Here is a 21,035-nt window from a genome sequence, read left to right as displayed (position 1 = left end):
TTGCTCTTCCGTTTCGGGGTTCGTCGATCAGGGGCGTCAACACTGAAGCATTTACTTAACTATTGCGACATGCCTTGCCCGTCAAGACCACCCGCGAAGGCTTAACTGGACCGGATATGCGCAACGATCGCGGCGGATATCGCCGGCCAGTCTTGGCGATGCAGCTCATGACCGCCGCCCGCGACGCGAAGGAGTTTCGCGCCGTCGACCGTTTTGGCCAGCGCCTCGCCATGTTCGACCGGAAAGATCGGATCCGATGTGCCGTGGATGACCAGCAGTGGCGCCGCCATCTCCGGCAACCGCCCCTTCCATGCATCGCCACCCTTGAGTGAAAAATGATTGGTCGCGCTCAAGAACCCGCCGGATCGCTCGTAATCCTTTTCGATGAAGGCTCTCATCTGGACCTCGTCGAACGGATGTGTGGTGCTGGCGATCGCCCGCGCATCCTTGACCACGAAATTGATCACCTGGCCGCGGTCCGACCAGTCGACATCGGCACCCGCGGCCGAATGTTCGATATAGGCGGCGGTGGTCTGCGGCAGATGCGAAGTGTCCATCCCCACCGGAGAACTGCTGATCACCGTCAGCGACGCGACGCGGGAGGGATGTTTGAGCGCCACGAGTTGCGCGATCATGCCGCCCATCGACATGCCGGCGACATGGGCCTTGCCTATGCCATGGCTGTCAAGCACGCCAATGGCATCGTCCGCCATGTCGTCGAATGTGTAAGGTGGCTTGCCCGGCGGATATTTGGTCGAACGGCCGGTATCGCGATTGTCGTAGCGGATCACGTACAGGCGTGCGTCCGCCAGCTCCCGGCAAAACGCTTCCGGCCACCACAGCATCGAGGCCATCGCGCCCATGATCAAAAGCAGCGCGGGATTTTCAGGATCGCCGAAGGCTTCGGATTTGATCTCGGGGCGATTGATCGTCCTCATCACTCAGTCTCCTGATCCGATTGCATTTTGCAATCGGTTGCACCATAATAAAACTGATACGATAATGCAACTGGTTTTCCACGGAGAGAATCGAATGAGCCTCGATCGCCGGTCCGGCTGCCCGATCAACCTGTCGCTGGAAGTGTTCGGCGACCGCTGGAGCCTAATCATCCTTCGCGACATGATTTTTGGCGGCAGGCGGCATTTCCGCGAACTGCTCAACGGATCGATTGAAGGCATTGCCTCCAACATCCTGGCCGACCGGCTGAAGCGCCTGATGGAATTGGGTATGCTGACCAAGGCCGACGATCCCAGTCACAAGCAGAAGGCGATCTACAGCCTGACCGAGATGGCCATCACGCTGGTGCCGATCCTGGCTCATCTCGGCGCCTGGGGCCGCGTCTGGCTGCCGACCAGCGAGGAACTCTCGATCCGCGCCGAGCTGCTGGAAAAGGGCGGGCCGCCACTGTGGGAGAAATTCATGGACGAGTTGCGCCATGAGCATCTGGGTATGCCGCTCGACACGGCGTCCGGTCCTTCTGTACGCGCGACCCTGCAGGCGGCCTATCAAGCCGTGGTCGCCCGCAAGGCTCTGGGCGCCAGCCCGGCCGCGTAGCCAACTATTTTCCCCCGTTTGGAGGCCGGCTCTGCTAGAAGAAGCGGAAACCACAATTCACGGGATGGGATAAGGTCTTGGTTGAGAACCCTCGGGATGCCGCCCGCGCGCGCGCCGATCTGCGCTTCAAGAAGCAGGAGGAGGCGGCCACCGTCCGCCAGAAGGCGATGGCGGAGTATGCCGCCGAGAGCGACGCCCGCAAGGCCAAGACCGACAAGCTACGGGCTCTGCGGCTGGCCAAGGAAGCCGAAGACCTCGCCAACGCGCCGGCGGCGCCCGCCAAGAAGCCTGCCCGCGCCAAGAAGAAATAGCCGCACGGCCTTTCGGCAACCCGGTCTGACCAGCCTGCACCGTTCGCGTGTCGATTCGGTTGCTCGCCGGCGCCGCCCTGGCGGCAGCGGTTCCTCATCCGCCGCTTCACAAGAAGCAATTTCAACCAAAACCGGGATTGCTTCGGCCGGCAGGCCGTCGATGATTGTCCCTTTCCCAACAGGAGATTGCCATGACCACGTTGCCGCTCGAAAAAGCCCGGCAAATCATCGATGCCGCCTTCGCCAAGGGCGCCGAACTCAAGCTCAGGCCACTCGGGGTCTCCGTCCTTGACGCTGGCGGCCATCTGGTCGCCTTCGAGCGCCAGGACGGCGCCTCGTTCCTGCGCCCGCAAATGTCGGCCGGCAAGGCCTATGGCGCTTTGGCCATTGGCATGGGCTCGCGCAAGGTCGAGGCTTTCGCCAAGGAGCGGCCGCATCTGGTCGCCGGTATCTCCGACGTGTCGGGTGGACGCGTGCTGCCGGTCGTCGGCGGCGTGCTGATCCGCGACAAGGCCGGCACGATCGTCGGCGCCGTTGGCATTTCAGGCGATACGTCGGACAATGACGAGGCCGCGGCCATCGCCGGCATCGAGGCCGCCGGCTTCACCGCGGATCCAGGCTGAATGTCTAGTTGAGGTTGATGTCCCGGCTCGCCGATCGCATCGACACCGCGAACCCGGCCATCACATCGAACAGCGCGATGATCATCAGCGTGAAGAAGATCGAGTGCGCCGCGCCCTTGACCAACAGGAATTCGACCAGGAAGGCGACGAAGACCAGCGTCGACAGGAGATGATCCATGATCGAGGCGCTGGTCGTGCGCGCCGACTTCACCATTTCGAGGAACAGGAAGATCAGCCCGATCAGGATCATCAGGTCGCCGAGCGTCATCGAGAACACCCCGCCCGACATCATGCGGAACGAGAAGATCTCGCTCGCCCACGGGTCGTCGCCGCCGCCGAAAATTCCGAGCAGGCCAAGATTGTAGAGAACGAAAGGCACGATCAAAAGCGGGACGGCACCGAACATCTGGCGTCTCCATATGGGGGCACCTTCTGTAGAATGCGCCACAGCCACGCCGTCAAGATTTTTCGTGCGAAGCGGCAAACACGGTCGAAGACCGGATGCAACAACCATGTCAGCCGACATGGAGCAAGCGTAGGACCGAGGTTCTGCGTTTGAAGGAGCCGCCGCGCTATACGCCGGTGAGGTGGCAGCCTGAGCCCTCGCCTCGGCCATCAGCTTCGCCAAACGCAAAAAGACCGGCCAGAGGCCGGTCCTTTGCAACTCAAACCCTTGGAAGAAAGCTGCTCTCAGCTTTCCTTGGGGGTTAGCACCTGGCGACCGCGATACATGCCGGTCTTCAGGTCGATGTGATGCGGGCGGCGCATTTCGCCGGAATTCTTGTCCTCGACATAGGTCGGGGCCTTGAGGGCGTCGGCCGAGCGGCGCATGCCGCGCTTGGACGGAGAGGTTTTGCGTTTCGGAACGGCCATGGATATGCTCCATTACATGGTCAAAAGCCCCGCCCGCCCTCGTGAAAGGGCCATGTCGGGGCCTAAATCTGAGAAAGTCGGGTGCCTATACACGCCTGACACCGTTTTGGCCAGCACTGCGGTGAATTTTTTTGAGTTGGCTACTCCAGACAGCCGACATAGGCGCCTGAGCGGCCGGCCCTGCGCTCGATCAGATTGGCGAGCCGTCTCAAGCCCGGCCCGGGTTTGGCAGGATTGCGGGCGATGGGGTTGGGCAAGGCGACGGCGAGAAGTGCTGCCTGCCGGCGCGACAGCTGTTTTGCCGGAATGCCGAAATGGTGCTGCGCCGCCGCCTCGATGCCGTAGATGCCCGGTCCCCATTCGGCGATGTTGAGATAGATTTCCATGATGCGGCGTTTCGACATCACCGCGTCGAAATAGACGGCCAGCGGCAGCTCGACGACCTTGCGCACAGAGCCCAGCGGGCGCGACCAGAGAAAGAGATTCTTCACCGTCTGCATGGTGATGGTCGAGGCGCCGCGCGTCGCCTCGCCGGCCAGCGCATCGTCGACGACGCCGCGCAATTCGCCCAGATCGACGCCGCGGTGAAAGCAGAACTGGCCGTCCTCCGACATGATGACGGAATGCGCCAGCACCGGCGCGACATCATCGATCGACACCCAGCGCCGGTCATAGCCGGAGAAGGTCGCCAGATCCTTCAGCATCAGTGTCGATACCGGGTGCACGAAGGACGGCAGATAGAGGAACGTCAGCACTGTCGGGATAAGCGCCAGCACGGCGGCCACGACAAGGCCGCGCCGGACCCAGCGCCTGAGACCGCGGCGGTTCACGCCGCGCGATCTCGTCGCCATGTCCAGCTTTTCGGTTTCATGATCGACGATCGGTTCCGCCAAGCCGCCCAACCCGTGCTTCTCCTCGCTCCGGCATAATGGCGCTTGCCTTCTTGCGCAACGTCTGAGTGTCGGCTACCGGTCCCGACCATGACGAATGACGACGAAATGGCGTTCGAAATGGCGCTCATCAGGCGGGCAGCGGCCGTCGAGGTGCTGCTGCGGCGCCTGCTCGACGATCGCCCGCTTTCGGGTGAGATCGCGCGGCCCTTTCGGCTGATGGCGGCGATGCGCCATGGTGTGCTGAACGGCGGCAAACGCCTGCGCCCCTTCCTGGTCATGGAAAGTGCCGCCCTTTTCTCCGCCGACGGCGAATCAGCACTGCGCGTCGCGGCGGCACTCGAATGCGTGCATTGCTATTCGCTGATCCATGACGATCTGCCGGCGATGGATGACGATGATCTGCGCCGTGGCCAGCCGACAGTGCACAGGGCCTTCGACGAGGCAACCGCGATCCTGGCCGGCGACGCCTTGCTGACGCTGGCCTTCGACATCATCGCCGGCGAGGCGACCGTGCTGCCGGCGGAGCGGCGAGCCGCCTTGGTGCTTGCGCTTGCCCGTGCGGCCGGAGCCGGCGGCATGGTCGGTGGCCAGATGCTCGACCTCGAAGCCGAGCAGACGTCGCCCGACGAGGCGGGCATCATAACGTTGCAGGCAATGAAGACCGGCGCCCTGATCCGCTTCGCCTGCGAGGCCGGCGCCATCATTGCCGGCGCTGCGGCCGAGGATCGCGAAAGACTGGCTGAGTTCGGCTCGGCCATCGGCCTTGCCTTCCAGCTTGCCGACGACCTGCTCGACCTGACCGCCGACGCCAGCCAGATGGGCAAGGCGACCGGCAAGGACGCCGCCGCCGGCAAGGGAACGTTGGTGGCGCTGCACGGTGCGAATTGGGCGCGCAGCCAGTTGCACGGCCTTGTCGGGCAGGCCCACGCGCTGCTCGATCCCTTTGGTGACAAGGCGGCGCTGCTGAAGGAGGCTGCGACCTTCATCGCGACGCGCAACAGCTGAGTGCCCCCCATGTCGGTGCGGGTTCAGAGACAAATGGGAGATCAGCTTCAATGTCGGCCAATCTGTTCGATCTCAGCGGTCGCCGGGCGCTCGTAACCGGCTCGTCGCAAGGCATTGGGCTCGCTCTGGCCAAGGGCCTGGCGCAAGCCGGCGCAAGCGTGATCCTCAACGGCCGTGACGGGGGGAAGGTCGGCGCCGCGGCGGCACAGATCCCTGGGGCGCAAACGCTTGTCTTCGACGCGACCGACCATGATGCGGTTCGCGCCGCGATCGACAATTTCGAGCTGTCAGGCGGACCAATCGACATATTGGTCAACAATGCCGGCATGCAGTTCCGCACGCCGCTCGAGGATTTTCCCGCCGATGCGTTCGAGCGGCTGCTGCAGACCAATGTCGCCAGCGTCTTCCATGTCGGCCAGGCGGTTGCGCGCCATATGATCAGCCGCGGCCGCGGCAAGATCATCAACATCGCTTCCGTGCAGACCGCCCTCGCCCGCCCCGGTATCGCGCCTTACACGGCTACAAAAGGCGCGGTCGGCAACCTGACCAAGGGTATGGCGACGGACTGGGCGAAACACGGCCTGCAATGCAACGCCATCGCGCCCGGCTATTTCGACACACCGCTGAACGCAGCCCTCGTCGCCGATCCGGCCTTCACCGGCTGGCTCGAGAAGCGCACCCCCGCCGGCCGCTGGGGCAAGGTCGAGGAACTGGTCGGCGCCTGCGTCTTCCTGGCTTCTGATGCTTCGTCCTTCGTCAACGGCCATATCCTTTATGTCGACGGCGGCATCACCGCCTCGCTCTGATCGCGGCGCCGCCGCACGGACGAGCAATCGGGCCGGTCGCGCGAACGAAATCTTAATGTAAATGAAGCGTAATCCCGGTCGTTAAAATAATGCGTATGTGTTGGGGTTGCGCATGCCGGAATATTCTTCCTTCATCCGGTTTGTCCGGATACGCTATCTTTCAGGATTGCTGATTTTCGCGCTGGCTTCCACGGCCATCATGGTTGCGCTCAACCGTGTCAATTCCTTCCGCCACGAGATCGACGCGCTGAGCAGCAACCTCGTCGTCTTCACCCGCGACCTGCGCAACGCGACCAGCTTCGCCGAGACGACCGGTTCCGCCTGGCGCAACGAAACACGCGACGCGCTGACCGCCTCGGCCCGCGACCATTCCGAACGCCTGACCAACGAAATCGACACGCTGACCGCCCAGTTCGCCGCGGTGCGCTCGCGACTGTCGGCCAAGACCCTCAACGAGCTCGAAACAGCCTCGGTCAACGGCGACCTGTTCTGGTCGGCGCATGACATGGTGCGCAACTTCAATCTGATGTCGGTGGCGCAGAAGGCCGATGAATGGAGCTATCGGGAAATCCGCAATCAGAACGACCTGTTCGTTCAGCCGATGCTGGTTCGCGTCCGCACCGCAATGGACGAGGAGCGCCATCTGGCCGACGCCTCCAGCGACCGCTTGCTGTTATGGGCGAGCGGCCTGTTGTTCGGCGTCTTGGCCATCGTTGCCTTCTGGATCTTCCGGCCGATGGAGCAGGCGATCCGCCGCGCCTTTGCCCAATCGGCCGAATCCCTGTTCAAGGCAGAGGCCGCCGATCGCGCCAAGTCGGAATTCCTGGCCAATATGAGTCACGAGATCCGCACGCCGATGAACGGCGTGCTCGGCATGGCCGAGCTGCTGGCCAAGACCGAACTCACCCCACGCCAGAAGACCTTCACCGACGTCATCGTCAAATCCGGCAATGCGCTGCTCACCATCATCAACGACATCCTCGATTTCTCCAAGATCAACGCCGGACAGCTCACCCTGGACCCTGCCCCTTTCCGTCTCACCGAAGCGGTCGAGGATGTGGCCACACTGGTCTCTGCACGCGTCGCCGAAAAGAACCTGGAACTGATCGTGCGTGTCGATCCGCGCCTGCCGGCCCATGTCGTCGGCGACGCCGGCCGCTTCCGGCAGATCGTCACCAATCTGGTCGGCAATGCCGTGAAGTTCACCGAGAAGGGCCACGTGTTGATCGATGTCGGCGGCGAAACCGTCAACGATGTCGTCCAGCTCAGGCTGCGGGTCGAGGACACCGGCATCGGCATCCCGGCCGAGAAACTGCAGAACGTGTTCGAGAAATTCGCGCAGGTCGACGGCTCCTCGACCCGCCGCCATGAAGGCACCGGCCTGGGCCTTGCCATCGCCGCCCGCCTCGTCGACCTGATGGCCGGCAAGATCGGCGTCGAGAGCGAGATCGGGCGCGGCTCCGTCTTCTGGTTCGCGGTGCCGCTACCCGTGCATCATGCCGAGGCGCGCGAAGCGATCGTGCCGGTCGACGTCACCGGCGCGCGTGTGCTGGTCATCGACGACAACCCGGTCAACCGCGAGATCCTGCTCGAGCAGCTCAGAAGCTGGAGCTTCGACTGCGCCGCCGCCGAAAGCGGCGCGGTGGGCCTGGCCTTCCTCGATCGCGCCTGCCAGCTGGGTGCCAGCGTCGACTGCATCATCCTGGACTACCAGATGCCCGGCATGAATGGCGCCGATGTCGCCCGGGCGATCGCCGCCGACAGCCGGCTGTCGGCCATCCCCATCGTCATCCTGACCTCGGTCGATCAGGTCGATTTCGGCAAGATGATCATCGATTTCGGCATATCGGCGCATCTGACCAAGCCGGCGCGTTCGGCGGTCCTGCTCGGCACGGTCATCTCGGTCATCCAGAAGGCTCGCTCGCAGGTCGGCAAGGCGCAGTTCACCCGCGAACCGGTCCAGCCGAAGCCGGTGCCGCAGGCGGCTCCGCCCGCCTTCACCGTCATCCGCGGCCCGGCCATGCCGGTCATGGCAGTGCCGGAATCGACCGCCACGCCGAACGGCCCGATCGACATCCTCATCGCCGAGGACAATGAGGTGAACCAGCTGGTGTTCGGCCAGATCCTCAACGGGCTCGGTCTGAGCTACCGCATCGCCGGCAACGGCCGCACGGCGGTCGAGATGTACCGGTCGCTGCATCCGAAACTGATCCTGATGGATGTCTCGATGCCCGAGATGAACGGCTACGAGGCAACCCGCGCCATCCGGGCGATCGAGACCTCGTCGGGCGGTCACATCCCGATCATCGGCGTCACCGCTCACGCGCTGAAGGGCGATCGCGACAAGTGCATCGAGGCCGGTATGGACGACTATCTGCCGAAGCCGGTTTCGCCCGACCGCCTGGGGACGAAAATCGGCACCTGGCTCAGCGAGACGGTGGTGGCCAAGACGGCGTGATCCACGTCAGCCGGCCGCGTCCAGACGATAGCGGCGCATCCAGTCGAGGCTTGTCTCGTCGGCGAGCTTTGCGACGCCCGGCCGGATGTCCCCGGCATTCGGCGAAGGAACGCCAAGGGCCTCGCAGACGCCCAGCAAGGCCGCCGCCGGATCGGCGGAGAGACGATCGTAGCCAACCCGCAGCGGTGTTATGCCTTGCGCCGCGAACCAGATGTTCCACGCCGTGTCATAGGCTTCGAGCTTGGCGCGTTCCCCTTTGATCCGCTCGAAATCATACCGGGGTTCCTGCGCCGGTGCGACCCTTTCGATCTCGGTGCCATCCGGCGCGATGTGCCAGAGGCCGGTCTGCTGTGCCTTGATCAGCGAGATCGCCTGCGCAAGCTTGTTCTCACGCGACAGGTGGATGTAGAGAATGCGGCCAAAGGCCTTTTCGAAGCGCGCTGTGTCTGACGCCAGCCCTGGGAAAATCCGGTCCAGGATCACCGAAAGTTCATCCAGGTTTTCGCGCATCAGGCGCAGGCCGAAGATGCCTGTCCCGCCCTTGCCGGCGGTGATTGCCGCATCGAGATAGGCAAGGTTGAATTCAAGTTCGCCCATCGTGTGGCGGGCTGGCAGTTTCCACTCGTCGGCCCATTCCGACAGGTCTTGCCGCCGATAGAAGGAGTGCGGATCGCCTGATGTCCCCGTGGAGGCCAGGAGCTTGCACAGCAGCGTGCTGCCAGTTCTCGGCGTGCCGCATATAATGTAGGCGTCGAACATCCCGCTCACCTCGTCGTTCGTCGCGGGCAGGACAACCCCGGCCGATCAGCCGCCGCCTATAATCGAAATTCCTGCTGGATGCGACGGGCACATTCGAGTGGCGTGAGCCGGCAGGTGTCGACTTCGAGATCGTAGCCGATATCCTTGTGGACGCGCTCATATTGCCAGCGCGCCAGACCCGGCAAGCGACCGTCCCGCCGTGCTTCGCGCGCTTCGAGCACCTCCAGCGGCGCCATCACACCGACCAGATGCAGGTCGAAGCCGGACAGCAGTCCGAGATATTCCGATATTTCGCCGTAGCAGAGCACGTCGTCGACGATGAGGTTGTTGCCTTGCGCGGCCATCGGCGCGATGGCATGGCGCATGCCGCCCAGGGTCCGCGCGCCGACCGGTCCGATCCTGATCACGACCGCGGGCTTGCCGTCCTGCTCGGTCGTCTCATAGGAAAAACCATCAGGGTGATCCTGCAAGGCATCGGGCAGCATCTCGATGAACCTGTCCATCTGGACATGCAGGAACGGCGATGCGGTGATCGGCTGCAGCGCCCTGGCGATCGAACTCTTGCCGGCGCTGCCGACGCCGTTGAGCAGAACGATCTTGGCGGTCATGGTCAGATGCCTTTCAGACACATGGCGTTTCAGGTTCTTACCGGTTGCGTACCACCACGCATGCCCCGCCGACGCTTTGCAATTTCTGGCAGATGACATTGGCGGCGGCACGATCGTCGATGCCGATCCTGACCGCGTAGATGCCGCGCCGGCCGATCGGCGTGCGCACCCGGCTCACCACCGGATCATGGCCGGCAAGCAGCGCCGGGAACCGGCTCCTGACCCTGAGCCACTGGCTGATGGCGGCACCGCGGCGGAAATTGCCGGCCACTTGGACGCCCCATGGTTTGACGTTGATCGATGCCATCGCCACGGTCCGCGACATGATGACAGGCAGTTTGCGGCAGGCGACGGCAAAATCCGTCTTGGCGTCGAGCGGCTCGATCTTTCCGGCATAGGCGGGGTCTGTGAACTTGTCGACCGGCTCGCCCATGACGTCGAAGACATAGCTCTCGGTCTCCATCGGCAGGAAGCCGCCCGAGCCCAGCCAGCGCGATACACGGCTTTCGCCGGCATTGTAGGCCGCCGCCGCCAGGCCGAGATTACCGTAGCTGGTTTTCATTTCGGCGAGATACTTCGCCGAAGCCGGGATCGCTTGGTTGATGTCGAAGGAGTTTTCGAGGCCTCGCATTCTGGCGGTGCCGGGCATGAACTGGGCGATGCCTTCGGCGCCGACGGGGCTGACGGCATTCGGATCGAAACGACTTTCCTTCCAGATCAGCCTGGCGAAGAAATCACGGGGCAGGCCGTTCCGGTCGGCATGGGCCTGGATCAGGTTGCAGACCTTGTCGATCAGCCGTTGCTTGGCGGATTGCGGCGGATCCGCCTGAACGGATGTCGAGCACCCCAGGGCGCAAAGCAGAACCAGCGTCGCCCTGAGGAAACGCTGCATGTCGTCTACTCCGCCGCGGCTTTGCCGCCGCGTCCGAACCTCTGCTCGATATAGTCGGCGACCATTTTCTCGAAATCCGCCGCGATCGACGGTCCGCGCAGCGTCGCCGCCTTCTTGCCGTCGACGAAGACGGGCGCCGTCGGCGTCTCGCCGGTGCCCGGCAGCGAAATGCCGATATCGGCATGCTTGGACTCGCCGGGGCCGTTGACGATGCAGCCCATCACCGCGACCTTGAGGTTCTCGACGCCTGGATATTTTTCGCGCCACACCGGCATGTTCTTGCGCAGGTCGGCCTGGATGTTCTGGGCAAGCTCCTGGAACACGGTGGAGGTCGTGCGGCCGCAGCCGGGGCAGGCCGCGACGATCGGCACGAACTGGCGGAACCCCATGGTCTGCAACAGTTCCTGCGCCACCTGCACTTCGCGCGTGCGGTCGCCATTCGGCTCCGGCGTCAGCGAGATGCGAATGGTGTCGCCAATGCCTTGCTGCAAGAGGATGCCCATGGCGGCTGACGAGGCGACGATGCCTTTCGAGCCCATGCCGGCCTCGGTGAGGCCCAGATGCAGCGCATGGTCGGAGCGGGTGGCAAGTTCGGTGTAGACGGCAATCAGGTCCTGCACGCCGCTGACCTTGGCCGACAGGATGATCTTGTCGCGGCCAAGGCCGATCTCCTCGGCCATCTCGGCCGACAGGATCGCCGACTGCACGATCGCCTCGCGCATCACTTCCTGCGCCGTCAGCGGAAAACCCTTGTTCTGGTTGTCGTCCATCAGCCGGGTCAGAAGCTCCTGGTCGAGCGAACCCCAGTTGACGCCGATGCGTACCGGCTTGTCATGCTTGATCGCCATTTCGACGATATCGGTGAACTGCCGGTCCTTCTTGTCCTTGAAGCCGACATTGCCCGGATTGATGCGGTATTTGGCCAGGGCCTCGGCGCAGGCTGGATGGTCGGCGAGCAACTTGTGGCCGATATAGTGGAAGTCGCCGACCAGCGGCACATTGATGCCGAGGCGCCGAAGCCGTTCATGAATGCGCGGCACGGCGGCCGCGCTCTCGTCCCGGTCGACGGTGATGCGCACGATCTCGGAGCCGGCGCGGTGCAGTGCCGCGACCTGCGCGACGGTCTGATCGATGTCGGCGGTGTCGGTGTTGGTCATCGACTGCACCACGACAGGCGCGCCGCCGCCGACGACCACGCCGCCAACATCGACGCCGACCGAGGTGCGGCGTGGGAAGGGAAAGGAAAAATATCCGGTCATGCCGGCAGCCTTTTGTCTCTGAAGCCCCATGCGTCCGCTCGGACACACAAGCACTCCCCGGGGCCGATGCGCTGAGGTTCGGGCATGAGGTGGAGGAGCAAAGATGGCTTGTCAATGGCGACAGGTCGCCACTGGCAGCAATTGATCCCAGCCGGCGGGCTGAAACGGCACAAGACCCGGCTGTGGCCAGGGGGGAAAAAGGCAGCGGAAAGGATATTAGCTGCGGCTTATGACATCGTGCTGAAAATCAAACAACCTGCACCGGCGGCGGTTGCCGCCGGCAAGGACCGCATAGTGGCGGCTATGTCAGTCGTGCATCAATGCGTGGTCGGTTGCGCTTTCAGTTTCTCAATCGCATCCTTGAGTGCCAGCTTGCGTCGCTTGAGATTCACGATTTCGAGGTCGTCCACCGACGGGTGGTTCATCGCGTCATCGATTTCGCGTTCGATGTCGCCGTGTTTCCGCTGCAACTCATCAAGATGGGATGCAAGAGACATGATTGGTTCTCCCTTTCATGGTTTCCTCGATTGCAGCCGTCACGGCGCGTCCACCGCAGGTCGCTTCTGTGACGGCACAATGACACTTTGCCACCTTCCGACTGCGATGTCGAATGCTGCGTGGTAGCATTCCACGACAAGGTGAAATGTGATATGGCCTGCGCGCCGGTGGCAGAAAATTGCCATCCCCGCCCAATCAGGCCCAGTTTTTGGGCGCCGCAGACGTGCAGACGGTAGAGAATGTCCGATCAGGAACAGGCCGATATTCGCCTCGAATTTTCCCGGCTGAAGCAGGAACATGCCGATTTCGATGCGGCGATCAACGCGATGATCGCCACAAACTGCGACCCGCTGCAGATCCAGCGCATGAAAAAGAAGAAGCTCGTGCTCAAGGACCGGTTGATGAAGCTGGAAGACAAGATCATCCCAGACATCATCGCCTGAACGCTTTCCCTTATGCGCCGATCGAAAGCCTTGTCGCGCGGTCGCGCAGCAGACCGATGAGACTGCCGGTCCGCTCGTCGGAGGTGTCGATGGGAACAACCAGGCACATCGTCGCCTCGACCTTGCCCGGCGCTGAAAAGACCGGCACCGCAAGGCACTTCGTATAGGCATCGACCAGGCCCGAGGTGACGCAGTAGCCGGTGATCCGCGCCTCGGCGATGTCGGCGATGAAATCGTCGAGCCGCAGCTTGCGGCCGTCGGGCAGCACGAGATCGTCTTCCGACACCATGGCTTCGACCTCGGCCCGCTCCAGCCCCGCCAGAAGCAGCCGGCCGGACGCGGTCCAGGGCAGCGGGATCTGCAGGCCGGTGGCGGAGCTGATGCGAAACGGCCTGGTGCCTGGGCTGGAGTGGACGATGGTGTAGCGGCCGCTTTGCAGCATGCACAGTTCCGAGGTCTCGCCGGTCTCGCGCGACAGATGGTCGACCTCCTGGCGCCCGCGCCGCAGCAGGTCGTTGCCGCGCACATAATCCATTCCATAGAGATAAAGCTTCTTGCCGAAATAGACGCGGTTGCCGTCGCCTGCCATCTCCAGCAGGCCGGCGTCGACCAGCGACCGCACCAACGTGTAGGTCGTCGAGCGGGGTGCGTTCACCCCCTTGGCCAGGTCGCCAATGCCGATCGCCCGCTGCGTCGTGTGCAGGAAGTCCAGGATCTCGAGCACCCGGTTGAGGCCCTTCTCCCTGGAGGCCGTCGTCTTTTCGTCGGCCGAAACGGCCAGGGCATTGCCATCTTGCATTGTCGATTCCTCGTGCTAGTATCTGTCTTGTACAGGATACATGCGTCTCTTGTAAGAGACAATCTAAGTAAAATCATCGACGTATGTCTTGCCTGTACAAGGGGAACACAACACGAAAGGAGGTCGCCGTGAACGACACATCCGGAAGACGTGATTTTCTGAAATTGGGAATGGCGGGACTGGCCACGGCCGGCGTGCTGGCAACCGTCGATGCGCAGAAGGCGGCCGCCCAGGCGGCATCCGACAGCCTGCTGCGCACCGTACTCGACCGCGGCAAGCTGATCGTCGGCACCGGCAGCACCAACGCGCCCTGGCATTTCGAGAACGATGCCGGCGAACTGGTCGGCATGGACATCACCATGGGACGCATCCTGGCCAAGGGCCTGTTCGATGATCCGACCAAGGTCGAATTCGTCATGCAGGATCCGGCGCAGCGCATTCCCAACGTCACCACCAACAAGGTCGACATCACCATCCAGTTCATGACGATGACGGCGCAGCGCTCGCAGCTGATCAACTTCAGCCGGCCTTACTATGTCGAAGGCGTCGCCTTGCTGACGCTGCCCACCGCCGAGAACAAGACCTTCGACAAGCTGCTTGCCGGCGGTTCGGCGACGCGCATCTCCATCCTGCAGAATGTCGATGCCGAAAGCTCCGTCCACTATGCCTTGCCACAGGCACAGGTGTTGCAGATCGACACCCAGGCCAACGTGTTGCAGGCGCTGGAATCCAAGCGCGCCGACGCCGCCGCGGTCGACCTGTCCACCGTGCGCTGGCTCGCCTCGCGCAATCCGGACAAATATTTCGACGCCGGCAAGAGCTGGTATTCAATGCTCTACGGCGCGGCCTTGCGGCAGGGCGACCTCGACTGGCTGACCTTCGTCAACCAGACCTTCACCATCGCCATGTTCGGCCATGAATCGGCGCTCTACGATGCCGCCTTCAAGGATTACTTCGGCCAGGAGCCGCCGGCACGCCACCCCGGCTTCCCCGTCATCTGATCCGGGATTGCGGAAGGGCGGCATTCCAGCCCTTCCGCAATCCATCCCACGGCCTTCACATCGAGGCGCACGCATGGGCTATGCCCTCAATTTCAACCTGATCTGGCGGCATTTCGACAAGCTGTGGGGCGGGCTGCTGCTCAGCCTCGAGCTTGCGGTGATCTCTATCGCCATCGGCACCGTCATCGGCCTGGCGCTCGCGGTCTGGTATGTCTCGGCCGGACGCGTCGTGCGGGCGATCATCGCCGCCTATGTCGAATTCATCCGCAACGTGCCGCTGATCCTGCTCGTTTATCTCGTCTTCTACGGTGTGCCGACCGTGGTCGACCTGGCCTACAGCGCGCCGACCTCGTTTGTCCTGACGCTGTCGGTCTATAGCGGCGCCTATCTGGTCGAGGTGTTTCGCTCGGGCCTCGAGGCCGTCCCGCGCGGCCAGCTCGATGCCGGCAGGGCGATCGGCCTGACGCCCTGGCAAAGGCTCGTCCATGTGCGCCTGCCGACCATGCTGCGCATCACGTTGCCCGCTCTGTCCAACACCTTCATCTCGCTCTTCAAGGACACCTCGATCGCCTCGGTCATCTCGGTGCCGGAACTCACCTTCGGCGCCCAGTGGATCAACTTCAACACTTTCCGCATCGTCGAGGTCTATCTGGTGACGACGGCGATGTATCTGGTGACCGGCTATATCCTGCTTTTCGGGCTCAGGCTCGTCGAGCGCCGGTTCAGGGCGGCGCGCTGACATGGCGAGCCAGATCCTCTACGCCCTGCCCTTCCTCGCCAAAGGCTTCGCCCTGACCCTTTGGGTGTCGTTTCTGGTCGTCACCCTGTCGCTCGTCGCCGGCGTCCTGCTTGGCGTCGGCCTGGTCTATGGCCCCGCCCCGTTGCGCTGGGCGGTGCGCATCTTCTCCGACACCATTCGCGGCATTCCGATCCTGGTGCTGATGTTCTTCGTCTATTACGGCCTGCCGGCGATCGGGCTGCATCTGCCGTCCTTCTGGGCCGCCGTGCTGGCGCTCACCCTGTTCAAGACGGCCCAGGTCATCGAATATCTCAGGGGTGCGGTCGCCTCGATCCCGAAAGGCCAGTCTGAGGCCGCGATGGCGATCGGGCTGACCTTCCGCCAGCGGCTCACCTCCGTCATCTTCCCGCAAGCCTTCAGGCGCTTCCTGCCGCCCTGGATCAACGGCGTCACCGACGCGGTCAAGGGCAGTGCACTGGTGTCGCTGCTCGGCATCACCGATCTGATGCAGGCCATCAACCAGGTCATCGGCCGCACCTATGAGGCGATGCCGCTCTATATCCTCGGCGCGCTCATCTATTTCGCGGTCAACTACGCGCTTTCGCTCGCCAGCCGGCGGCTCGAGCGGCGCTTTGCCTTCATTCGGGAATAGCACGATGTCCGACGCCACAAACGCCAGTCCCGCGCTGCTCGACGTGCACGATGTCTCCAAGGCTTTCGGCGCCGTCGAGGTGCTGCGATCCGTCAGCCTTCAGGTGAAACGCGGCGAAGTGGTCACCGTCATCGGCCCCTCCGGCAGCGGCAAGACCACGTTGCTGCGCTGCGTCAACTTCCTCGAAAGCTACGACTCAGGCTCGATCCGTATCGACGGCAAGGAGGTTGGTTATCGCGAGGCCGGGACGCGCCGGCGCCGCAGCGAACGCGACTTGGCCGCGATGCGCGCCGAGACCGGCATGGTGTTCCAGAGCTTCAACCTGTTCCCGCATCTCACGGCGGCCGGCAACATCATGCTCGGGCTCACCAAGGTGCGGGGAAAGAGCCAGACCGAGGCGCGCCAGATCGCCGAACACTGGCTCGGCCGCGTCGGCCTCGCCCACAAGGCCGACAGCCTGCCGGCCGAGCTCTCCGGCGGCCAGCAGCAGCGCGTCGGCATCGCGCGTGCCGTGGCGATGGAGCCGAAAATCCTTTTGCTCGACGAGATCACCTCGGCGCTTGACCCCGAACTGGTCGGCGAGGTGCTGGCCGTGGTGCGCAGCCTCGCCGAGGACGGCATGACCATGCTGATGGTTACGCACGAAATGGCCTTTGCCCGCGACGCTTCGAGCCGCATCGTCTTCATGGCCGATGGCGGCGTCAGCGCCGTCGGCCCGCCCAAGGAGATCCTGGCGGCGGAAACCAGCAATGAGCGCCTCCGCACCTTCCTGGCGCGCTTCCGCGCCTCGCATTTCTGACGGCCAACACCGTCCCAAGGAGCCCGCTTCCATGACGCCTTACATCCGGCTCGCCGAACTCGGCCTGACACTGCCCGAGCCGCCGACGCCCATCGCCAACTTCGTCACCCATGCCGAGAGCGGGCGGCTGATCTTCCTGTCAGGCCAGGGGCCGCTGCGCGCCGACGGCACGCTCTGTACCGGCAAGGTCGGCGAGGACGTGACCGTCGAACAGGCCTATGAGCATGCGCGCCTGACCGGGCTCAATCTGCTGGCCGTCATGCATGCCGCCGCCGGCGATCTCGGCCGCATCGTACGCGTCGTCAAGCTGCTCGGCTTCGTCAACGCGACGCCGACCTTCAGCGACCACCCGAAAGTGGTCAATGGCTGTTCGGACCTGTTCGCCGATGTGTTCGACAAGATCGGCGGCCATGCCCGTTCGGCGATCGGCGTCGGCTCGCTGCCTGGAAACATCACTGTCGAAATCGAGGCGGTCGTCGAGATCGCCGCCTGACCTGCCACTCACGGGATCCGCTCACATGAAAACCTACTCCGACACCGGTTCCAACACCACCATTCGCGAGCGGCTGGGTTTGCGACCGATCATCAATGTCTCCGGCACCATGACCGCGCTCGGCGCATCGATCATCGTTCCGGAGGCGATCAGCGCCATGGCGGAGATCGCCTCGCAATGGGTTGAGATGGACGATCTGCAGCGCGCGGCGAGCACGGTGGTGGCGCGCCTCACGGGCGGCGAGGCCGGCTTCATCACCGCCTGCTGCGCCAGCGGCATCACGATGGCGATCGCCGGCGCTATGGCGGGAACCAACCTGCTCGCCATCGAGCGCCTGCCTGATGACACCGGCGACCTCAAATCAGAGGTCGTCATCCAGCTTGGCCACATCGTCAATTACGGCGCCCCGATCGACCAGTCGATCCGCGTCGCCGGCGCCAAGGTGGTGCCCGCCGGCACGGTCAGCGTCACCCAGGATTATCATGTGCGCGAAGCGATAAACGAGCGCACGGCGGCCGGCCTCTACGTCGTCGCCCACCACACGGTGCAGTACGGCATGCTGTCGCTGGAGGAATTCTGCGAAATCTGCCATGCCAAGGGCGTGCCGGTGATCGTCGATGCCGCGTCCGAATATGATCTGCGCGTTTTTCTGGCGCGCGGCGCCGACGTGGTCATCTACAGCGGCCACAAATTCCTCTCGGGCCCGACCAGCGGCATCGTCACCGGCCGCAAGGATCTGGTACGCGCCGCCTATCTGCAGAACCGCGGCGTGGCGCGGGCCATGAAGGTCGGCAAGGAAAGCATCGCCGGCACCATGGCGGCACTCGAAGCCTGGGAAAAGCGCGACCACGCCGGCATCCGCCGGCGTGAGGAGGCGGCGCTCAACCTCTGGAAGGACGCTCTGCAGGGATTGCCGGGTATCCTTGCCAAGATCATCCCTGACCCGACAGCCAACCCGCTCGACCGGCTGCAGGTCTTCGTGTCGCCTGAGAGCCGCTTCAGCGCCGCCGGCCTTGCCTCGGCGCTGGCCGCGGGCTCGCCGCCTATCATCGTGCGCAACCACGAAGTCGAGCGCGGCCACTTCTTCCTCGATCCCTGCAACCTCCATCCCGGGGAAGCGGAGGTTGTCGCCGAGCGGCTGCGTGCCGTGCTGACGGCGAAGGATCGGCCCGCTGAGGCCATGAAGGCAGCGCGGAAGGATTCTTCTGGCGCACTGCGCTGGCCGGATTGATCGCGCGCGACCGCGAACAACGATTTTTTCGCAAGGCGGGAATAAACCGTCGTCGCAACAGGTCTTCCAAGCATACGCCTCTGCTGGCGTTGAGGAGACCGACATGCAGTATCATGACGAGCACAGCGCACAGGGGCGTGGCAACCGCTGCTGGCATCAGTTGGACCGCGTGATCATCATCGGCGTCTCCTACGTGGCGCTTGACACCGGTGACGCAGATGAATTCAGTTTCGGCAAGGCAGGCGGCCCTGCCTGCTTCCGGGGGCTTTGTCCCTGCGAGCAGGGCAAGGTCGCCGTCGCATCCTGAGGCGGCGCGGCCTGGAGTTTCGGATCATGGTGCCGCTTTGAGCGAGAGGGCCCTGGCAGAACGCTTCAACGAAGTGGTGCTGCCGCATCTCGGCGATGCGCTGGCGCTGGCCCGCTGGCTGACGGGCAATGCCGCCGATGCCGAGGACGTGGTGCAGGATGCCTGCATCAAGGCGCATGCCGGCATATCAGGCTACGCCGGCGGCAACGCCCGCGCATGGCTGCTGACCATCGTGCGCAACACCTCCTACACCTGGATGGCGCGCAACCGGCCGCGTGCCATGATGGCCGTCGGTGATCTCGGCGACCTCGATGACATGGCGGCGGCGCACGGCACCAGCATGCCCGACGAGGACGGCCCGGAGGCAAGCCTGATCGCCAAAGCCGATAGTGCGGCACTGGAGGCGGCGATCGCTGCCCTGCAGCAGCCATTTCGCGAGACGCTGGTGCTGCGTGATATCAATGGCCTGAGCTATCGCGAGATATCGGCCATGCTTGCCGTGCCGATCGGCACGGTGATGTCCAGGCTGGCCCGGGCCCGTGGCCTGCTCGCGTCTGAACTCGGGAGAGCGTCATGACACACGACGACGGACTGCCCAACGATCCCGAAGGTATCAGACTGATGATCCATGCTCTTGTCGATGGCGAGCTTGATGCGGCGGCCGCTCTTGCCGTGGAGCGTCGCATTGCCGCCGACCCCAGGCTTGCCGCGGAGCATGCCCGCATTGTCGCCTTGCAAGGCGCCGTCAGCCGCTTGCCGCGCCCCGATGTCAGCGACGCATTTCGGGCCCGCATCGCGGCGATCGGCATGGCCGGCACAGAACGGCAGGCCTCGGTCGAGGCGGAGCCACAGCGGGGTACGCCGCCGACGCTGCCGGGGTTGATTGCCGGCGCTGGCGGCGGCCAGAGACGGGGAGCCGGGACACGTCCTTCTCAGGCGCGTCCATCACAGAGAACGCGCCGCTTCGGCTCGTTCGACTGGCGCGCGATGGCCGCGTCGATCATGATCAGCGCCGTGCTGGCCAGCGGGGCGACGCAATGGATGATACAGAGCGGCGTGGATGACGGCTTCGCCGCCGCGGTCGCCAGCGGCCATCGCCGCAGCCTGCTTGCCGCGAGCCCGATCGATATCGTCTCGTCCGACCGCCATACGGTCAAGCCCTGGCTCGACGCCCGCATCGGCGTCTCGCCGCCGGCGCCCGACCTTGTCCAGGATGGCTACGCGCTGATCGGTGGCCGGGTCGAGGTGATATCCGGCCGGCCGGTGCCGGCCCTGGTCTACCGCCATCGCGAGCATCTGATCACGCTGGTGGCCGAACCGCAGCAAGGCGGCAAGACCACTCAGCCGGACGACCTTTCCTCCGGCGGCTTCTCGATGGTGCACTGGAGCGACGGCGCCTTCTCCTACTGGGCGATCTCCGACATGGAACGCCCGGAACTCGACGACTTCGTCGCCCGCTTTCGCAAGGCGGCGGTGTGAGGGCTACCCTCCCTCATTTGTCGATCCCAAGGCTTTGAGCCCGTCTCGGCCCGAAGCAGAGCCTCACAGCCTCTAGCGGGCCGGTTTCCGCCTCGCTGGAGCGCAAGCATGCCCGCGTATCCTTGCCGTCGCTGCCGAATTCCGCTAAGGCGCGCCTTTGTTGCCGGAGAGCAGAAGCTTGGACGACCAATGCGCCGATGTCGCCATCATCATGGGTAGCCAGTCCGACTGGGCGACGATGCGCCAGGCGGCCGAAACGCTGGAAGCGCTCGGCGTCCCGCACAAGCGCCTGATCATCTCCGCGCATCGCACGCCCGACCGGCTCTATGAATTCGCCAAGGGCGCCAAGGCCGCCGGCTACAAGGTGATCATCGCCGGCGCCGGCGGCGCGGCTCACCTGCCCGGCATGACGGCGGCGATGACGCCGCTGCCGGTGTTCGGCGTGCCGGTGGAATCGAAGGCGCTGTCGGGGCAGGATTCGCTGCTCTCCATCGTCCAGATGCCGGCCGGCATTCCGGTTGGGACGCTGGCCATCGGCAAGGCGGGTGCGGCC

At 64.1% G+C, this 21,035-nt stretch carries 27 protein-coding genes; 17 read left to right on the top strand and 10 right to left on the bottom strand.

The annotated features are described in order from the left end of the window. Window positions 1-101: 101 nt before the first annotated feature. Entirely contained in the window at window positions 102-938 is an 837-nt protein-coding gene (locus C1D09_RS32765; RefSeq protein ID WP_143978053.1) for an alpha/beta fold hydrolase, read from the bottom strand. A gap of 94 nt (window positions 939-1,032) precedes the next feature. Here C1D09_RS32765 and C1D09_RS32760 point away from each other — a divergent pair, with 94 nt between their 5' ends. From C1D09_RS32760 to C1D09_RS32750, 3 genes are all read left to right on the top strand, one after another. Further along, complete coding sequence (locus tag C1D09_RS32760) at window positions 1,033-1,554, top strand: winged helix-turn-helix transcriptional regulator (protein ID WP_143978052.1); 522 nt, start codon at window positions 1,033-1,035, stop codon at window positions 1,552-1,554. A gap of 77 nt (window positions 1,555-1,631) precedes the next feature. Beyond that, complete coding sequence (locus tag C1D09_RS32755; RefSeq protein ID WP_143978051.1) at window positions 1,632-1,865, top strand: hypothetical protein; 234 nt, start codon at window positions 1,632-1,634, stop codon at window positions 1,863-1,865. Window positions 1,866-2,056: 191 nt separating this feature from the next. After that, window positions 2,057-2,488 carry a GlcG/HbpS family heme-binding protein gene (locus tag C1D09_RS32750; protein ID WP_143978050.1) on the top strand — a complete coding sequence of 144 codons (432 nt, stop codon included), beginning with the start codon at window positions 2,057-2,059 and terminating at the stop codon, window positions 2,486-2,488. Between the two features lie 4 nt (window positions 2,489-2,492). Here C1D09_RS32750 and C1D09_RS32745 read toward each other — a convergent pair whose 3' ends face one another. From C1D09_RS32745 to C1D09_RS32735, 3 genes are all read right to left on the bottom strand, one after another. Continuing rightward, entirely contained in the window at window positions 2,493-2,894 is a 402-nt protein-coding gene (locus C1D09_RS32745) for a hypothetical protein (RefSeq protein ID WP_143978049.1), read from the bottom strand. A gap of 284 nt (window positions 2,895-3,178) precedes the next feature. Beyond that, window positions 3,179-3,361: a 50S ribosomal protein L32 gene (gene rpmF / locus C1D09_RS32740; protein ID WP_008834724.1), complete on the bottom strand. Its 183-nt coding sequence runs from the start codon at window positions 3,359-3,361 to the stop codon at window positions 3,179-3,181. Between the two features lie 140 nt (window positions 3,362-3,501). Continuing rightward, complete coding sequence (locus tag C1D09_RS32735) at window positions 3,502-4,263, bottom strand: biosynthetic peptidoglycan transglycosylase (RefSeq protein ID WP_143978048.1); 762 nt, start codon at window positions 4,261-4,263, stop codon at window positions 3,502-3,504. Between the two features lie 78 nt (window positions 4,264-4,341). On the opposite strand from C1D09_RS32735, the gene C1D09_RS32730 reads away from it, so the two are divergent. From C1D09_RS32730 to C1D09_RS32720, 3 genes are all read left to right on the top strand, one after another. Further along, entirely contained in the window at window positions 4,342-5,259 is a 918-nt protein-coding gene (locus tag C1D09_RS32730) for a polyprenyl synthetase family protein (RefSeq protein ID WP_143978047.1), read from the top strand. A 50-nt stretch (window positions 5,260-5,309) separates the two neighbouring features. Continuing rightward, window positions 5,310-6,065, top strand: coding sequence for an SDR family oxidoreductase (locus C1D09_RS32725; RefSeq protein WP_143978046.1), 756 nt, complete (start codon window positions 5,310-5,312; stop codon window positions 6,063-6,065). A 112-nt stretch (window positions 6,066-6,177) separates the two neighbouring features. Next, window positions 6,178-8,523 (top strand): response regulator, encoded by a 2,346-nt coding sequence (locus C1D09_RS32720; protein WP_143978045.1) that lies wholly within the window; start codon window positions 6,178-6,180, stop codon window positions 8,521-8,523. Window positions 8,524-8,529: 6 nt separating this feature from the next. Here C1D09_RS32720 and C1D09_RS32715 read toward each other — a convergent pair whose 3' ends face one another. The 5 genes from C1D09_RS32715 to C1D09_RS32695 form a co-directional block, all read right to left on the bottom strand. Continuing rightward, on the bottom strand, window positions 8,530-9,282 hold the full coding sequence (locus C1D09_RS32715) for a Stf0 family sulfotransferase (RefSeq protein WP_143978044.1): 753 nt from the start codon (window positions 9,280-9,282) through the stop codon (window positions 8,530-8,532). Window positions 9,283-9,338: 56 nt separating this feature from the next. Then, window positions 9,339-9,890, bottom strand: coding sequence for a phosphotransferase-like protein (locus tag C1D09_RS32710; RefSeq protein ID WP_143978043.1), 552 nt, complete (start codon window positions 9,888-9,890; stop codon window positions 9,339-9,341). Window positions 9,891-9,927: 37 nt separating this feature from the next. Continuing rightward, window positions 9,928-10,782, bottom strand: a complete 855-nt coding sequence (locus C1D09_RS32705) for a lytic transglycosylase domain-containing protein (protein WP_143978042.1) — start codon at window positions 10,780-10,782, stop codon at window positions 9,928-9,930. A gap of 5 nt (window positions 10,783-10,787) precedes the next feature. After that, the gene (ispG, locus tag C1D09_RS32700; RefSeq protein ID WP_143978041.1) at window positions 10,788-12,041 is read right to left on the bottom strand and encodes a flavodoxin-dependent (E)-4-hydroxy-3-methylbut-2-enyl-diphosphate synthase; all 1,254 of its coding nucleotides are present in this window, start codon (window positions 12,039-12,041) and stop codon (window positions 10,788-10,790) included. A 317-nt stretch (window positions 12,042-12,358) separates the two neighbouring features. Continuing rightward, window positions 12,359-12,538 carry a YdcH family protein gene (locus C1D09_RS32695; RefSeq protein ID WP_010911953.1) on the bottom strand — a complete coding sequence of 60 codons (180 nt, stop codon included), beginning with the start codon at window positions 12,536-12,538 and terminating at the stop codon, window positions 12,359-12,361. A gap of 240 nt (window positions 12,539-12,778) precedes the next feature. Between C1D09_RS32695 and C1D09_RS32690 the strand changes: the two genes are divergently transcribed. Then, on the top strand, window positions 12,779-12,982 hold the full coding sequence (locus C1D09_RS32690; RefSeq protein ID WP_143978040.1) for a YdcH family protein: 204 nt from the start codon (window positions 12,779-12,781) through the stop codon (window positions 12,980-12,982). A gap of 10 nt (window positions 12,983-12,992) precedes the next feature. Here C1D09_RS32690 and C1D09_RS32685 read toward each other — a convergent pair whose 3' ends face one another. Beyond that, a complete protein-coding gene (locus C1D09_RS32685; RefSeq protein WP_143978039.1) occupies window positions 12,993-13,781 on the bottom strand; it encodes an IclR family transcriptional regulator in 789 nt (262 codons plus the stop codon). A gap of 170 nt (window positions 13,782-13,951) precedes the next feature. Here C1D09_RS32685 and C1D09_RS32680 point away from each other — a divergent pair, with 170 nt between their 5' ends. The 10 genes from C1D09_RS32680 to purE form a co-directional block, all read left to right on the top strand. Beyond that, window positions 13,952-14,782: a transporter substrate-binding protein gene (locus C1D09_RS32680; RefSeq protein WP_010911956.1), complete on the top strand. Its 831-nt coding sequence runs from the start codon at window positions 13,952-13,954 to the stop codon at window positions 14,780-14,782. 73 nt (window positions 14,783-14,855) lie between these two features. After that, complete coding sequence (locus tag C1D09_RS32675; protein WP_143978038.1) at window positions 14,856-15,521, top strand: amino acid ABC transporter permease; 666 nt, start codon at window positions 14,856-14,858, stop codon at window positions 15,519-15,521. A gap of 1 nt (window position 15,522) precedes the next feature. Further along, window positions 15,523-16,173 carry an amino acid ABC transporter permease gene (locus C1D09_RS32670; RefSeq protein WP_143978037.1) on the top strand — a complete coding sequence of 217 codons (651 nt, stop codon included), beginning with the start codon at window positions 15,523-15,525 and terminating at the stop codon, window positions 16,171-16,173. 4 nt (window positions 16,174-16,177) lie between these two features. Continuing rightward, window positions 16,178-16,972 carry an amino acid ABC transporter ATP-binding protein gene (locus C1D09_RS32665; protein ID WP_143978036.1) on the top strand — a complete coding sequence of 265 codons (795 nt, stop codon included), beginning with the start codon at window positions 16,178-16,180 and terminating at the stop codon, window positions 16,970-16,972. Window positions 16,973-17,003: 31 nt separating this feature from the next. After that, window positions 17,004-17,465, top strand: coding sequence for a RidA family protein (locus tag C1D09_RS32660; protein ID WP_010911960.1), 462 nt, complete (start codon window positions 17,004-17,006; stop codon window positions 17,463-17,465). Between the two features lie 25 nt (window positions 17,466-17,490). Continuing rightward, the gene (locus tag C1D09_RS32655; RefSeq protein ID WP_143978035.1) at window positions 17,491-18,696 is read left to right on the top strand and encodes an aminotransferase class V-fold PLP-dependent enzyme; all 1,206 of its coding nucleotides are present in this window, start codon (window positions 17,491-17,493) and stop codon (window positions 18,694-18,696) included. A gap of 103 nt (window positions 18,697-18,799) precedes the next feature. Beyond that, the gene (locus C1D09_RS32650; protein WP_143978034.1) at window positions 18,800-19,003 is read left to right on the top strand and encodes a hypothetical protein; all 204 of its coding nucleotides are present in this window, start codon (window positions 18,800-18,802) and stop codon (window positions 19,001-19,003) included. Window positions 19,004-19,040: 37 nt separating this feature from the next. Then, complete coding sequence (locus C1D09_RS32645) at window positions 19,041-19,580, top strand: sigma-70 family RNA polymerase sigma factor (RefSeq protein ID WP_143978033.1); 540 nt, start codon at window positions 19,041-19,043, stop codon at window positions 19,578-19,580. Next, entirely contained in the window at window positions 19,577-20,482 is a 906-nt protein-coding gene (locus tag C1D09_RS32640; RefSeq protein WP_143978032.1) for an anti-sigma factor family protein, read from the top strand. Before C1D09_RS32645 ends, C1D09_RS32640 begins: the two co-directional genes overlap by 4 nt. Window positions 20,483-20,660: 178 nt before the next feature. Then, a partial coding sequence (gene purE / locus C1D09_RS32635; protein WP_143978031.1) for a 5-(carboxyamino)imidazole ribonucleotide mutase occupies window positions 20,661-21,035 on the top strand: 375 nt, incomplete at its 3' end.

Origin of the sequence: Mesorhizobium intechi, assembly GCF_002879535.1 — a bacterium.
In the GTDB taxonomy this organism is placed as follows: domain Bacteria; phylum Pseudomonadota; class Alphaproteobacteria; order Rhizobiales; family Rhizobiaceae; genus Mesorhizobium; species Mesorhizobium intechi.
This window is presented reverse-complemented; position numbering and strand designations above follow the sequence as displayed.